This window comes from Alloactinosynnema sp. L-07 (assembly GCF_900070365.1).
Taxonomy (GTDB): domain Bacteria; phylum Actinomycetota; class Actinomycetes; order Mycobacteriales; family Pseudonocardiaceae; genus Actinokineospora.
Window position 1 is genome coordinate 6,874,372 of sequence record NZ_LN850107.1, and the last position, 13,712, is coordinate 6,888,083.

A 13,712-nucleotide genomic window follows, 5' to 3' on the forward strand; every position below is an offset into this window, starting at 1 on the left:
GGGAGAAGTCGGGTCGACACGGTGAGAACGCACGCTTACGGAAGCATCAAATCCACGGGAGGCACCAGTATGGCGCGGACACTCGTCGTCGTCGGCAACGGAATGGTGGGGCACCGCCTGGTCCAGGCGCTGCGCGACCGTGACGTGGACAACGGCTGGCGGGTCGTGGTCCTGGCCGAGGAGGCCCGCCCGGCCTACGACCGGGTCGCCCTGACGTCCTATGTGGACAGCTGGGACCCGATGGCGCTGCAGCTCGACGGCGCCGAGTTCGCCGACGACGACGCGGTCGAACTGGTGCTGGGCGACGCCGTGTTGACCATCGACCGCGCGGCCCGCAAGGTGACGACCGCCTCCGGCCGCGTCCAGGGCTACGACGCCCTGGTCCTGGCGACCGGTTCGGCCCCGTTCGTCCCTCCCGTTCCCGGCCGCGACCTGCCCGGCTGCCACGTCTACCGGACCATCGACGACCTCGACGCGATCAAGGCCTCCGCCGAGCGCGCGGGCAAGGGCATCGGCCGCGGCGCCGCGATGGTCGTCGGCGGCGGCCTGCTCGGTCTGGAGGCCGCGAAGGCGCTGCGCGACATGGGGTTGTCGCCGCACGTGGTCGAACTCGGCCCGCGCCTGATGCCGCTGCAGGTCGACGAGGGCGGCGGCGCGCTGCTCAAGCGGCTCATCGAGGGCCTGGACGTCACCGTGCACGCGGGCGCGTCGACCTCCTCGATCGAGGAGGACCGCGGCAGGCTGCTCGCCAAGCTGTCCAACGGAGTCGAGCTGGACCTCGACCTCGTCGTGTTCTCCGCCGGTATCCGCCCGCGCGACCAGCTCGCCCGCGAGTCCGGCCTGGCGGTCGGCGAGCGCGGCGGCATCATGGTCGACGCGGGGTGCCGCACCACCGATCCTGACATCTACGCCATCGGCGAGTGCGCCAACCTCGACGGCATGGTCTACGGCCTCGTCGCCCCCGGATACTCGATGGCCGAGATCGTCGCCGATCGAATTCTTGGTGGCACGGCGAGCTTCCCTGGCGCCGACATGTCGACCAAGCTCAAGCTCATGGGCGTCGATGTGGCGAGCTTCGGCGACGCGCACGCGGCCACCGAAGGCGCTCTTGAGGTCGTGTTCAACGACGCGGTCAAGGGCTCCTACAAGAAGCTTGTCATCTCCGACGACGCGAAGACCCTGCTCGGCGGCGTCCTGGTCGGCGACGCGGGCGACTACGCCATGCTGCGGCCGATGGTCGGCCGCGCTCTGCCCGGCGACCCCGGTTCGATCCTGGCGCCCTCGGGCGGCGGTGGGGGCGTGGGTATCGACGCGCTGCCCGACGAGGCGCAGGTGTGTTCCTGCAACGCGGTCAGCAAGGGCGACATCAAGCACGCCATCCTCGCGGGCGGCTGCCAGGACGTGCCGTCGATCAAGTCGTGCACCAAGGCGGGCACGTCCTGCGGCTCGTGCGTGCCGATGCTCAAGCAGCTGCTGGGCTCCTGCGGTGTCGAGCAGTCCAAGGCGCTGTGTGAGCACTTCGCCCAGTCGCGGGCCGAGCTGTTCGAGATCGTCCGGATCACCGGGATCGCCACGTTCAGCGACCTGGTCGCCAAGCACGGCGCAGGCCGCGGCTGCGACATCTGCAAGCCCGCCGTCGCGTCGATCCTGGCATCGCTGGGCAGCACGCACATCCTGGCGGGCGAGCAGGTCACGTTGCAGGACACCAATGACAAGTACCTGGCCAACATGCAGCGCAACGGCACGTACTCGGTGGTGCCGCGCATCCCCGGCGGCGAGATCACCCCGGAGAAGCTGATGGTGATCGCCCAGGTCGCCCAGGACTACGGGCTCTACACCAAGATCACCGGCGGGCAGCGCATCGACCTGTTCGGCGCCACCGTCGACCAGCTCCCGGAGATCTGGAAGCGGCTGGTGGACGCCGGGTTCGAGTCCGGCCACGCCTACGGAAAGGCGCTGCGCACGGTGAAGTCCTGTGTGGGCTCCACGTGGTGCCGCTACGGCGTGCAGGACTCCGTTGGCCTGGCCATCGAACTGGAGCTGCGCTACCGCGGGCTGCGCGCCCCGCACAAGCTCAAGTCCGCGGTGTCCGGCTGCGCCCGCGAGTGCGCCGAGGCCCGGAGCAAGGACTTCGGCGTCATCGCCACCGAGAACGGCTGGAACCTCTACGTCGGCGGCAACGGCGGGATGATGCCCCGGCACGCGGACCTACTGGTGTCCGAAGTGGACAAAGAGACCCTACTCAAGGTCATTGACCGGTTCCTGATGTTCTACATCCGCACGGCCGACCGCCTGCAGCGCACCTCCACCTGGCTCGACGGGCTCGAAGGCGGGCTCGACCACCTGCGCGACGTCGTCGTCGACGACAGCTTGGGGCTGTGCGCCGAACTGGAGGCGCAGATGGCCCAGCACGTCAAGGGATACGCCGACGAGTGGGCGGGCGTGCTCGCCGACCCGGAGAAGCTGGCCCGGTTCAGCTCGTTCGTCAACGCGCCCGGCACGCCGGACCCGACGATCACCTTCCGCGAGGAACGTGGTCAGAAGGTTCCCGGCGAGAAGGTCCCTGTTCTACTCGGTATCCCGGAGGTGAGTGTCCGATGACCGCGGAAGCTGTGTTGACCACCGAGGCGTGGGTCGAGGTCTGCGCCGTCGACGTGCTCGGCCGCGAACAGGGGGTGGCGGTCCTGCTGCCCGACGGCACCCAGGTCGCGGTGTTCCGCACCCACGACGACGCGCTGTACGCGGTCTCCAACGTGGACCCGTTCAGCGGCGCGGCGGTGCTCTCGCGCGGTATCGTCGGTGACCTCGGCGGCGTGCCCGTCGTGGCGTCCCCGATGCACAAGCAGCATTTCGACCTGCGCAGCGGGGCCTGCCTGGAAGACGCCGACGTGTCAGTCCCCACATACCCGGTGTGCGTCCTGGATGCCACCATCCTGTTGGGGCGGCTATGACCATGCTCCTGGAGGTGCCCGAGGTGATCGACACCCCGATAGCCCCGCTCGCGGGCTACACCATCGGTGTCACCGCCGCGCGCCGCGCGGACGAGTTGGGCGCCCTGATGGAGCGACGCGGCGCCACCGTGCTGCACGGCGCCGCCATCCGGATCATCCCGCTGGCCGACGACAGCGACCTGCTCGCCGCCACCACCAGCCTGCTCGACGGCCCGGTCGACGTGGCGGTGGCCACCACCGGCATCGGCTTCCGCGGCTGGATCGAGGCCGCCGACGGCTGGGGCCTCGGTCCGCAGCTGCTCGCGGTGCTCAAGACGTCGGCCGTGCTCGCGCGCGGGCCCAAGGCCAAGGGCGCCGTGCGCGCGGCGGGCCTGGTCGAGACCTGGTCGCCGGAGTCGGAGGCCAGCGCCGAACTGCTCGACTACCTGCTGGCCGAGGGCGTCGAGGGCAAGCGCATCGCCGTCCAGCTGCACGGTGAACCTCTGCGCGAGTTCGTCGAGGCGCTGCGTTCGGCGGGCGCCGAGGTCGTCGAGATCCCGGTCTACCGCTGGACCGGCCCAGCCGACGTCGCCCCGCTGGAACGCCTGATCGACGCGGTCCTCGCGGGCCAGGTCGACGCGCTGACCTTCACCAGCGCCCCGGCGGCGGCCAGCGTCCTGGATACCGCCGATCGCCAGGGCAGGCTCGACGCCCTGCTCGAAGCCCTGCGCACCCGGGTGCTGGTGGTGGGCGTCGGCACGATCACCGCGGGTCCGCTGATCCAGGCCGGTGTGCCGGTGGTGTGCCCGGACCGGGCCCGCATCGGCGCGCTGGTCCGCGAACTGGCTGTCGCCCTGCCCGAGCGGGCCGTCCGGCTGCCGATCGAGGGCCGCGAACTGGAACTGCGCGGCCAGGCCGTGGTGTTCAACGGGGAGCTGCGGCCCATCCCGCCCGCGCCGATGGCCCTGCTCCGGGCGCTGGCCGCGACGCCCGGCCGAGTCCTGTCCCGGCCCGCCTTGGCCGGTGTGTTGCGCAAGCACTCCGGCCGCGAGACCGGGGTCGACGAACACGCGGTGGAGACGGCGGTCGGCAGGCTGCGCGCGGCGCTCGGTGAGCCGTCGCTGGTCCAGACCGTGGTGAAGCGCGGCTACCGACTGGCGGTCGCGCTGACGTGACACTCATCCTCGTAGCGCACGGGACCCGAGCGGCATCCGGTGCGCGGACCACCCACGCCCTGGCCGACGAGGTCCGGCACCTGCTGCCCGAGACCCCGGTCAAGGTCGCCTTCGCCGACGTGCGCGCCCCGGACGTCACCACGGTCCTGCGCTCGGTGCGCGGCCCCGCAGTGGTCGTCCCGGCGTTCCTCGCCTCGGGCTATCACGTGCGGGTCGACGTTCCCGCCCAGGTCGAGGCGGCGGGCCCACGCGACGTCGTGGTCACCCAAGCCCTCGGCCCGGCCCCGAGCCTGGTCGCGGCCATGCACGAGCGTTTGTCCGAGGCGGGCTGGCGTCCGGGCGACGCCGTCGTCATGGCCGCCGCGGGCTCGTCTGATCCCCGCGCCCTGGCCGACGTCCGCCGCGCCGCGATGCTGCTGGGCGCGCGCACGGGCAGCGTGGTCCGCATCGGCTACGCCGCGACGGCGGCGCCGGGCATCGCCGAGGTCGTGGCCGAGGTCCGCCAGTCGGCCGACCGGGTCGCGGTGGCGTCCTGGCTGCTGGCCCCAGGTCTGTTTCAGCGCGCGGTCGCCGGATGTCCTGCCGATGTTGTCGCCGAGCCGCTGGGGGACCACCCCAAGGTCGCTGACCTGGTGGTCCGCCGGTATGCCGAAGGTCTCTTCTACCGGGCGGCGGCGTAACGCGGACGGGGTCAACGCCGAGACGGTGAGCATGAAACTCGTCGCCGCCTGCCTGCTGCTCCTGCTCACCGCGGGCTGCGCCACCCCGGTCACCGGTACCGCGTCCAGTTCGGACAAGACGACCACGGTGGAACCGACCACCACGACCGTCAAGCCGCCTCCCGTCAAGACGGCCACGCCGAAGACCACCACGCCCAAGACCACCACCGAGGCGACCGCGACCAAGCCCGCGACCACCACCCGCGGGATTCCGGCGATCGATGAGAGCGCCCCCGCCCAGTACTGCGACCAGCGCTTCAAGGGTGCCCTCGGCAAGGACATGCACGCGGTGGTGGTGGAGACGCCGTCCGGCCGGGTCAACTGCGACCAGGCGGGCGCCATCCTGTTCGACTACTACGCCGAGCGGTCCACTCCCGACCCCGCCCTGCCGCCTCTTGACGTCGCGGGCTTCACCTGCGGCCAGGTCGCCGAACCGGCGCTGCCGCAGGTCGTGTGCACGGACGGCGACTCGCTGATCTACTCGATGTGGCCCCAGGGCGGCTGACGCCCTCAGCGCAGCGCGAGCGCGAACACCTGGGTGACCTCCAGCGGGTGGAAGTTGTCGTCGCTGACCAGGACCAGCGTGCGCTCACCGGTGGGCAGCCGCGGACCCCAGGTCATGCCTTCCACGTTGTCCACGGTGGACAGCCCGATGTCGTCGAAGTCGGCGACGAGCCGCTTGCGCATCGGCTGGGTCTGGGTGGTCGCCAGCGACTGGACCCCACGCACATCGGCCGCGCCGCGCGTGGTGGTGTCGAACAGGCGCACCTTGAACCCGGATCCGTCGACGTAGGTGCGTTCCAGGATCAGGTAGCGGGACGGGTCCTCGGGGTAGGCGAGGATCGCGGGCACGCCGGTGTCGGGCTCCCACGGGCTGCCCGGCGTCGGCTCGGCGAAGATCGGCTCCAGCGGGTAGGCGTACTGGCCGAGCACGGTCCCCCGGCGGTTCTGCTGGGTGACCCGGATGAGCGCGCCGCGCTCGGTCGTCGGGACCGGCCCGTCCTGGATCAGCGGCCCCTCCACCGCGCTGGTGATCACGCCCCCGAACGCGCCGAAGGTGATCGCCTCCAGCGACTGGTTCCGGCGCGGCCCCTGCTCGGCCATGGTGATCGCGTAGTTGGCAGGCAGCGGCAGCTGGCCCCGGTAGACACCGGTGCGGGACGCGGTCTGGATGGACGGCTGGATCACCGGGTCCGGTGCGGTCGCGCTCTTGGGCCGGTTGCCCTCCTGCGCCCACCGGTACTCGCAGGTCCACGGGTCGACCCGAATCTCCTCCGGGTCGACCGCCTTGCCGTCGTTGAGCGTCGGGATGGGGTAGGCGGAGCCGTCGGGCTGCTGGAAGGCGTGCGTGCCGGTGAAGTCGACACCGTGCACGCCAGCGACGTCGACGCGGATCTTGGCGGTGTAGAAGCGGGCGGGCTGGAGGTAGGAACGGTCGTCGCTGATCAGCACGTACTCACCGGAACACGGGTCCCGGTCGATCCCGGACAGGCCGCCGACCGTGGTCCCCGCGTAGGCCAACTTGTGCGGGACAATGGTTTCGCCGAGCAGGCGCACACCGCCTGACGCCTCCGCGACGGCGGGCGTGGACGTGAGAACGGTCGGCAGGAGTGCGGCCAGCACGACGGCGGACGCTGTGCGGCACAGGAAAGATCGCATGTCCCAACCCTGTCCAGCGGACGCGCCGTGCACAGTAGGCCGTCAGCGTCGTCCTGACTCGCGTCCGAGTGATCATCTTTCGGGGTTGACCCACTGTGAGTGGATGGTGCCCGTTGCGGCAGATGCTGAGGAGTTGACCAACTGGTTGACCCTTGGGAACTAAAGATGGTCCTCGACCGCGCTTGGCAGGGCGACGGACACCTGCATCTCGAAATCGGTGGTTCCCGTCATGATCTCGATGAGTTCAGCCGCCATCGGGCGCACGTCCCCGTAACGGCGTGCTTGTGTGGATCTGTCGATCTCGGGAACGCGGATGAGCCAGAACCTGCCGTCGCGAGACACCTCGACGCGATACGCCTTCATGCCCGCCACGACCCCCTGATGATCTTCCGCGTCGGCCCGATCCGCTTCAGCGCCCTGTCTATCCTTGGCATGTTCCGATGCCAAGCGCGGCTTGGCACGTTCGCTCGAAGGTGTGCCCCGTGTCGGTTGAGGTCTATCCTTGGGTTCGGCGAGTTCCGCGCCGAACCTCCTGACCCGGCTCCCACGCCGTCGGGCTTTTCGCGGAGGCAAAGGGGACACAAGCGCCTCGGGACGTACTCCGCAACCGCCTGGGAACCCAAGGCCGCGGGGCGAGACGAGAAGCGTGGGCAGTTCGTCGCGCCCGTGCAGCGGTCTGGAGTGGTGTGGCGATGACGGACAAGAAGCAGCTCAAGGCCCGGATCCGGGCGCGCATGGCCAAGACCGGCGAGCGGTACTCGACCGCCCGCGCCCACATCCTCGGCGACACCGGTCCCAAGATCGACCACGGCTGGACCCTGCGGGGCGGCGCCAACCCCGAGTCGGCCGCGCTGGCGGGTCTGCTCGGCCTCGACGAAGCCCTCGTCTTCGGCATCAGCGGCGGGATCGGCGCCGGGTACATCCTCTGGGAGTTCAGCCACGGCCCCGTGGTCACGATCGGCTTCACCAGCCAGTGGCACCGCATCGCCGAGCCGACCCGGGCGGCCGGGCGCAGCCTCGGGGTCGAGGTGGTCGAGCACACCGGCGGCGCCAAGACCGCCACGCGCGTTTTGCGGGAGAACCTGGACGCGGGCCGTCCGGTGATGATCTGGCCGGACCGGTTCCACATCGGCTACTGGAACGTGCCCGCCCTGCTCGACGGGCACGGTGGCGACGTCGTCCTCGCCTACGCGATCGACGACGGGAAGGTTCACCTCGACGACCGCACCCTCGCCACGCTCACCGTCCCCATCGAAGACGTCGAACGCGCCCGCGCGCGGGTCACCTCGTGGAAAAACCTCTCCCTGACCATCCCTGAGCCGAAGGTCGATCCCGCGCGCATCCGCTCGGCGGTCCAGGAAGGCATCGAGGACGTCGTCACCCGGCTCACCCAGTCGTCGGACTCGTTCTCCCTGCCGACGTGGCGCAAGTGGTCGCGGATGATGACCGACAAGCGCAACAAGAAGGGATGGCCGCAGGTCTTCGCCGACGGCACCGGGCTGCTGCGCGCGCTCGCGTCGGTCTGGGAGGGAATCGAGCCCGTCGGGATGTGCGGCGGCAACCAGCGCGGCCTGTTCGCCGACTTCCTGGATCAGGCCGCGGGCATCCTTGACCGTCCTGCGCTGCGCGACGAGGCCGAGCGGTGGCGCGAGATCGCCGGGAAGTGGCACGTGCTGGCCGAGGCCGCCTTCCCCGCCGACATCCCCGCCGTCGCCCGCATCCGTGAGCTGACTGCGACAGTGTCTACAGCTGTCATCGACGGTGACGCGGGCCGCGACGAGTGCCGCGCGGCAGCCCAAGAGCTGTGGGACCTGCGCCAAGACGAGCCGTTCACCGAGGCGGAGGCCATTTTCGCGGACATGGGACGCGCGCTGGCCGACATCCACGCCGCCGAGACGATGGCCGTCGGAATACTTGAGAGCGCAACTAAGTTGTAGGGTTCAGTAGGTCGTCGCCCGGGCGGCCGAGGAGTGAGAGGAGGCCGAGATGCCTGCGATCACCGCCGACACCTTGACCTTGCCGCGGCTGCCCGAACTGCCCGAGTCGGCCACCGACTGGCGCGGGGTCGGCAAGGTCGTCAAGGGCCAGAAGTTCTTCGAGGGCGAGGGCTTCCAGGTCCGTCGGCCGTTCCCGGGTGTCGACCTTCCCGACGCCGACCCGTTCCTGCTGCTCGACCAGATGGGTGCGGTCGAGTACGGGCCGGGCGAGGCCAAGGGGGCGCCGTGGCATCCCCACCGCGGGTTCGAGACCGTCACCTACATGATCGACGGCGCCATGCAGCACACCGACTCCATCGGCGGCGGCGGGCTGATCACCGACGGCTCCACCCAATGGATGACGGCGGGCGCGGGCATCCTGCACAACGAGATGCCCCCGCCGGAACTCATCGCCAAGGGCGGGCTGTTCCACGGCGTGCAACTGTGGGTCAACCTGCCGCGCTCGATGAAGATGACGCAGCCGCGCTACCAGGACATCGAGGCCCGCGACGCCAAGCTGCTCTCCAGCGACGACGGCGGCGCGCTGGTCCGCGTCATCGCGGGCGAGCTTGACGGGCACAAGGGCCCGGGGTCGACCTACACGCCGATCACGTACCTGCACGCCACGCTCACCGCGGGCGCGCGGCTGGCGATGCCGTGGCCCGCGGACTTCACCGCGATGGTCTACGTGCTGTCCGGCCGCGGCACCGTCGGCGCCGAGCGGCGTCCGCTGGAGGAGGGCCACCTGGCCGTCTTCGGCCGCGGCGAGGCGCTGACCATGCGGGCCGCCGACACCCAGCCGGGCAACTCGCCGAGTTGGGAGATCCTGGTCCTGGGCGGCAAGCCGATCAACGAGCCGGTCGCGCGCTACGGCCCGTTCGTGATGAACACGCGCCAGGAGATCCTGGACGCGTTCGACGACTACCAGGCGGGCAGGCTCGGGACCATCCCGGCCATCCACCGCACGAGTTCGGACGAGGAGCTGACATGACCCTGCTGGAGCAAGGTCGTCTTTACCGCGAGAGTGGCAACCCCTCGGTCGCCGCCCGCTACCTCGCCGAGGCGGCGGAGCAGGAGCCGGAGTCCCGCTCGGTGCTCACGGAACTGGCCCTGGCCTACTTCCAGTCCGCGTCGCTGGGCAAGGCCGAGGCGACGGCCCGGCGCCTGGTCGACCTGGACCCGTCGGACGCCTTCGCGTTGACCCTGCTCGGCCGCGCCCTGGCCAGGCAGAGCAAGCACGCCGAGGCGGTCCCGTACCTGCGACTCGCCGAGGCGATGCTGGGCACGCCGGACTCGGCGGACCTGCTGGCGGCGGCGGAAAGTCGCCGCTAGCAGATCGGGGCGAGCACGCGGGCCAGTTCGGCGATGGTCTCGCGCAGCGCCACGAGGGAATTCTTGTGGTAGATCACCTGAATGCTGGAGAGCGGACGCTTGGCGTAGAGCTCGATCGGCCCGCGCGGTGCCGTTGGCAGCTGCACGGGCCGAAGCCCCAGCCGTGGTTGGGTTGATCCCACTGACAATCCGTTCACCTCGACCGCGATGTCGTCAGACAGGTGGTCATTCAATCGGGTGATCTTGTCGGCGTTGAGCAGCACGGCGTGAGCGTCTGTCGCACCGGGATAGACGGCGATGGTCTCCAGGTCGACCAGAAGGTCGAACACGGTCGTGCAAGGACCGTAGGCCGGCGTCATTCCTTTGACACACCAGCGACTGGCGAACTTGTGCATACGGACTCCCTTGTGGACCAGCGGTTTCCGGGAGTCAGAGTCGCCGACCCGTTTCCGTTTCCGGGCCGACGTGCGCGCACGGTGCGAGTGCGCACTGTGCGAGTTGTCGGTGTGCGGTGCGATCATCGGCCGGTGACGCGGAAGAAGCCGCCGTTTCTACGGCGACGCCTCGGGCGGAGGCTGGCGACTATGCGGGAACGCGCTGGTCTGACCATGGAGGAGGCTGCCGCTCGGCTGGAGAAGACTCGGACGGCGGTGTCCCGGATCGAGAGTGGGGAGAGTCGGGTGGACATCCACCTGGCTCGGTCGATCATGGACCTGTACGACGATTGGAACGACGATCTGTTGGAGCAGGTCCGGGAGGCGATGAAGCCGAGATGGTTCCGCGCCTACGGCGTAGAGGACCACGGGTATGTGGACGTCGAGACAGAGGCGAGCGTCGTGTGCGAGTTCGCTGGCTTGAATCTGCCCGGGTTACTGCAGACAGAGCCGTACATGCGTGCGTTGCTCAAGACTGGCCGCCGCCGAACCCTCAAGGAACTGGACAACGACGTCGCAGTTCGCCGGATTCGGCAGAAGCGCCTTACCAGCGACGATGACCCGCTGGGACTGCGCGTGGTGGTGGATGAAGCCGCGCTCCATCGAAAGATCGGTGGAGCGAAGATCATGCGAGACCAGTTGGATCACATGGTTTTGGTGGCAGAGCTTCCATCGGTGACCTTGCAGGTGTTGCCGCTTGACAGCGGCCCTCACGATGCGATGAACGGGAGCTTCGCCCTGCTCGAATTCCCGCAGTCCGATGATCCGCAACTCCTGTTCATCGAGTACATCACCGGCTCGCTGCATATCGAGAACGCTGATGAGCTGCGGAAGGCTAGACTCGTGTTCGACCAGCTTCGCGCCCAGGCGCTTGGGCCTGCTGAGTCCATCGAGCTGATCAGCGAGCTAGCGAGGCGATAGCGGTGATCTGGCGTAAGAGCAGCCGTAGCGGCAATGGCAGCAACAGCAACTGTGTCGAAGTGGCCTGGCGTAAGAGCAGCCGCAGCGGCAATGGCAACAACGACAACTGTGTCGAGGTTGCTTCCATCCCTCCGGGCACCGCCGTGCGCGACTCCAAGAACCCCGATGGCGGTCAGCTCTCCGTCCCCACCGCAGAGTGGCGCTCCTTCCTTTCCACCCTGTGAGCCGCCACCAGGCCGTCACCTTCACCGGCAGCGGCGGCGAAACCCTCTCCGGCGTCCTCGACCTCCCGCCCAAGGCGCCCGAGGCCTACGCCCTCTTCGCCCACTGCTTCACCGGTGGCAAGGACTACCAAGCCACCCGCCGCGTCTCTCGCGCGCTCACCGACCGTGGTCTCGCCGTTCTCCGGTTCGACTTCACCGGCATCGGCGACTCCGGGGGTGATTTCGCCCACGCCACCTTCACCTCCAACGTCGCCGACATCGTCCGCGCCGCTGATCACCTGCGCGAACACTTCGCCGCGCCTGACCTGATCATCGGGCACTCACTCGGTGGCGCCGCCGTTCTCGCCGCGACCGCCGACATCCCCGAAATCAAAGCCGTGGCGACCATCGGGGCGCCCAGTGACCCGGCGCATGTCTCCCATCTTTTCGAGCACGCCGTCGGCGACATCGAGGCCACCGGGGAGGCCGAGGTCGAGCTCGCGGGCCGCTGGTTCCGCATCCGCCGGGAGTTCCTCGAAGACCTCCGTGAACAGCGCCAAGCCGAACGGATCGCCAGGCTGGACCGGCCTTTGCTCGTCCTGCACTCTCCTGACGACGAGATCGTCGACATCGGCAACGCCGCCGCGATCTACGGCGCCGCGCGTCATCCGAAGTCGTTCATCTCGCTCGACGGGGCCGATCACCTGCTCACCTCGCCCGTGCAGGCCAAGCGGGTCGCGCAGCTGATCGCCGCCTGGGCCGATCCCTATCTGCCGGAGTCGTTCACTCCCGAGATCGACTAGAAGATCGGCATTGGTCTACTTGACCGGGTCGGGCTCTGCGCGGTAAAGATCGGCACTGACCAGCGAAAACCCGCTGTGACCAGTTGGTAACAGTCCGGGTCGCCTTCTTCTGGGGGGTTGCGCGCCGCCCGATTGGGCTGAAAGAGTGAGGGGAGCTATTCCCGGCCGGCACGCTGTGGGATTCCCTGTGAGCAACCTCGATGCTCTTCCGAACGGCGGCCGCCTTTAGGAAGGTTGCCTTCATGACGCTTGCCCACGAGGCCGCCCCCACGGTGGGACGGATCGCCGCCGCGCGCGAGATCGAGTCGATGCACAACGCTGAGCAGTGCCACCGCGCCGCTCGCACCGTCGCCGACCACGCCGCCGACGCCACCGACTGCCTGCGCCTGCTGGAAATGCTCGGCCTGGATCCCGCCACCGTGAAGGGGTTCTAGCACTAGAACAACCCGGATTCCGCCCCCCAGCGGTACTCCTTCAGATCGACCTTCTCCCCGTTGGCCAAGACGCCCTCCCCGCGCAGCAGCTCCAACTGCTCGCGGGCGAGGTGCGGGGCCGGGGTCCCGTTGGCCCGCAACACCCGGTGCCAGGGCAGGTCGTGCCCGTCCTCGGACAAGATCCGCCCGATCAGCCGCGGTGATGGCGCCCGCGCGATGTCGGCTATATCTCCGTAGGTGGCCACGCGGCCTGCGGGGATCGATCGCACCGCCTCGCGCACGCGCTCGTGCATGGCCTCGTCAACGGTCATCGCGCGAACCCGTCGATCAGTTCCGCCGTGGCCGCCGGGTCCTCCAGGTACAGCATGTGTCCGAGGTCCAGCCCCACGTGCCGGAACTCGTCACCCAGGGCGAACTTGCACGCCTTGACGAAATCAGGTCCCACGAACGCCTCCCGTGTCGCCTCCACCAGCAGGGTCGGCAGGCCGGGCAGCGGCAGGACCGGCGCGCGGCACATCTCGCTCCACGCGGTGATCACCGCGGCCGGGCTGTAGCGGGGCCGCCAGGTCCCGTCGACCTCGACCCAGTTCGCGGCCACCTCTTCCTCGATGTGCTCCTCTGGCTCACCCGGCCAGTCGTGCCGCTGGGTCGCCAGCGCCTCGCCGCGGTCGGCGCGGATGACCTCCGCGGTCTGCGCGTACTCCAGCGCCTGTTCAGGCTTGACGTTCACCGCCGGGTCCAGCAGCACCAGCCTGCCGACCCGCCGCGGCGCCAGGTGCGCCAGGTGCAGTGCCACCAACCCACCGTAGGAATGCCCCACCACGGTGGTCTTGTCGAGGCCGCGCGAGTCCAGCACCCGCAGCAGATCCGCGGCGTGCTGTTCCAGCGTCCACGGCGGCAGCCGGTCCGACAGGCCGTGTCCGCGCAGGTCAGGGGCGATCACGTGGTAGCCGCGCAGCAGCGTTTCGGCCAGCCTGCGGAACCGCGCGCCGTGCCCGCAGACGCCGTGCAGCATCAGCAGCGGGGGCGAGTCGACTGGTCCGTACGAGTGCACGTGTAAAGCGTCCGACATGAGCCGGATCATGCCATCCGGGCGTGCCGCGTCGAAGGCTGTCACCCCGACGTG

Annotated in this window: 17 protein-coding genes; 12 read left to right on the forward strand and 5 right to left on the reverse strand. The window is 69.5% G+C overall.

The features are described from left to right. Window positions 1-69 precede the first annotated feature (69 nt). The 5 genes from nirB to BN1701_RS31590 are packed head-to-tail and all read left to right on the forward strand — an operon-like array spanning window position 70 to window position 5,329. Window positions 70-2,601 (forward strand): nitrite reductase large subunit NirB, encoded by a 2,532-nt coding sequence (gene nirB, locus BN1701_RS31570; protein ID WP_054054888.1) that lies wholly within the window; start codon window positions 70-72, stop codon window positions 2,599-2,601. Continuing rightward, window positions 2,598-2,951, forward strand: coding sequence for a nitrite reductase small subunit NirD (gene nirD / locus BN1701_RS31575; RefSeq protein WP_054054890.1), 354 nt, complete (start codon window positions 2,598-2,600; stop codon window positions 2,949-2,951). The genes nirB and nirD overlap by 4 nt, the downstream gene beginning before the upstream one ends. Further along, complete coding sequence (locus BN1701_RS31580) at window positions 2,948-4,105, forward strand: uroporphyrinogen-III synthase (protein ID WP_231949769.1); 1,158 nt, start codon at window positions 2,948-2,950, stop codon at window positions 4,103-4,105. Before nirD ends, BN1701_RS31580 begins: the two co-directional genes overlap by 4 nt. Then, the gene (locus BN1701_RS31585; protein WP_054054892.1) at window positions 4,102-4,785 is read left to right on the forward strand and encodes a sirohydrochlorin chelatase; all 684 of its coding nucleotides are present in this window, start codon (window positions 4,102-4,104) and stop codon (window positions 4,783-4,785) included. The genes BN1701_RS31580 and BN1701_RS31585 overlap by 4 nt, the downstream gene beginning before the upstream one ends. Before the next feature lie 31 nt (window positions 4,786-4,816). Next, the gene (locus BN1701_RS31590; RefSeq protein ID WP_054054894.1) at window positions 4,817-5,329 is read left to right on the forward strand and encodes a hypothetical protein; all 513 of its coding nucleotides are present in this window, start codon (window positions 4,817-4,819) and stop codon (window positions 5,327-5,329) included. Window positions 5,330-5,334: 5 nt separating this feature from the next. Here BN1701_RS31590 and BN1701_RS31595 read toward each other — a convergent pair whose 3' ends face one another. Further along, complete coding sequence (locus BN1701_RS31595) at window positions 5,335-6,483, reverse strand: esterase-like activity of phytase family protein (RefSeq protein ID WP_067520969.1); 1,149 nt, start codon at window positions 6,481-6,483, stop codon at window positions 5,335-5,337. Between the two features lie 159 nt (window positions 6,484-6,642). Next, entirely contained in the window at window positions 6,643-6,930 is a 288-nt protein-coding gene (locus tag BN1701_RS31600; protein WP_157368322.1) for a hypothetical protein, read from the reverse strand. 245 nt (window positions 6,931-7,175) lie between these two features. Here BN1701_RS31600 and BN1701_RS31605 point away from each other — a divergent pair, with 245 nt between their 5' ends. Genes BN1701_RS31605 through BN1701_RS31615 form a run of 3 tightly spaced genes read left to right on the forward strand, consistent with a single transcriptional unit; the run spans window position 7,176 to window position 9,791 of the window. Continuing rightward, window positions 7,176-8,420, forward strand: coding sequence for a BtrH N-terminal domain-containing protein (locus BN1701_RS31605; RefSeq protein ID WP_157368323.1), 1,245 nt, complete (start codon window positions 7,176-7,178; stop codon window positions 8,418-8,420). Between the two features lie 49 nt (window positions 8,421-8,469). After that, window positions 8,470-9,450, forward strand: coding sequence for a pirin family protein (locus BN1701_RS31610; RefSeq protein WP_054054901.1), 981 nt, complete (start codon window positions 8,470-8,472; stop codon window positions 9,448-9,450). After that, window positions 9,447-9,791 (forward strand): tetratricopeptide repeat protein, encoded by a 345-nt coding sequence (locus tag BN1701_RS31615; protein ID WP_054054903.1) that lies wholly within the window; start codon window positions 9,447-9,449, stop codon window positions 9,789-9,791. Before BN1701_RS31610 ends, BN1701_RS31615 begins: the two co-directional genes overlap by 4 nt. On the opposite strand, the gene BN1701_RS31620 is transcribed toward BN1701_RS31615, so the two are convergent. Then, entirely contained in the window at window positions 9,788-10,186 is a 399-nt protein-coding gene (locus tag BN1701_RS31620) for a hypothetical protein (protein WP_157368324.1), read from the reverse strand. The two genes, BN1701_RS31615 and BN1701_RS31620, sit on opposite strands and share 4 nt — an antisense overlap. 132 nt (window positions 10,187-10,318) lie before the next feature. On the opposite strand from BN1701_RS31620, the gene BN1701_RS31625 reads away from it, so the two are divergent. The 4 genes from BN1701_RS31625 (at window position 10,319) to BN1701_RS31640 (ending at window position 12,586) form a co-directional block, all read left to right on the forward strand. Continuing rightward, window positions 10,319-11,146: a Scr1 family TA system antitoxin-like transcriptional regulator gene (locus BN1701_RS31625; RefSeq protein ID WP_082860184.1), complete on the forward strand. Its 828-nt coding sequence runs from the start codon at window positions 10,319-10,321 to the stop codon at window positions 11,144-11,146. 2 nt (window positions 11,147-11,148) lie between these two features. Then, the gene (locus BN1701_RS31630) at window positions 11,149-11,370 is read left to right on the forward strand and encodes a DUF397 domain-containing protein (protein ID WP_231949770.1); all 222 of its coding nucleotides are present in this window, start codon (window positions 11,149-11,151) and stop codon (window positions 11,368-11,370) included. Next, window positions 11,367-12,152 carry a S9 family peptidase gene (locus tag BN1701_RS31635; protein WP_054054911.1) on the forward strand — a complete coding sequence of 262 codons (786 nt, stop codon included), beginning with the start codon at window positions 11,367-11,369 and terminating at the stop codon, window positions 12,150-12,152. The genes BN1701_RS31630 and BN1701_RS31635 overlap by 4 nt, the downstream gene beginning before the upstream one ends. A 242-nt stretch (window positions 12,153-12,394) precedes the next feature. Next, on the forward strand, window positions 12,395-12,586 hold the full coding sequence (locus BN1701_RS31640; protein ID WP_054054912.1) for a hypothetical protein: 192 nt from the start codon (window positions 12,395-12,397) through the stop codon (window positions 12,584-12,586). 2 nt (window positions 12,587-12,588) lie between these two features. On the opposite strand, the gene BN1701_RS31645 is transcribed toward BN1701_RS31640, so the two are convergent. After that, complete coding sequence (locus BN1701_RS31645) at window positions 12,589-12,897, reverse strand: MGMT family protein (protein ID WP_054054915.1); 309 nt, start codon at window positions 12,895-12,897, stop codon at window positions 12,589-12,591. Continuing rightward, window positions 12,894-13,658 carry an alpha/beta fold hydrolase gene (locus BN1701_RS31650; protein WP_082860465.1) on the reverse strand — a complete coding sequence of 255 codons (765 nt, stop codon included), beginning with the start codon at window positions 13,656-13,658 and terminating at the stop codon, window positions 12,894-12,896. The genes BN1701_RS31645 and BN1701_RS31650 overlap by 4 nt, the downstream gene beginning before the upstream one ends. Window positions 13,659-13,712: the final 54 nt, after the last annotated feature.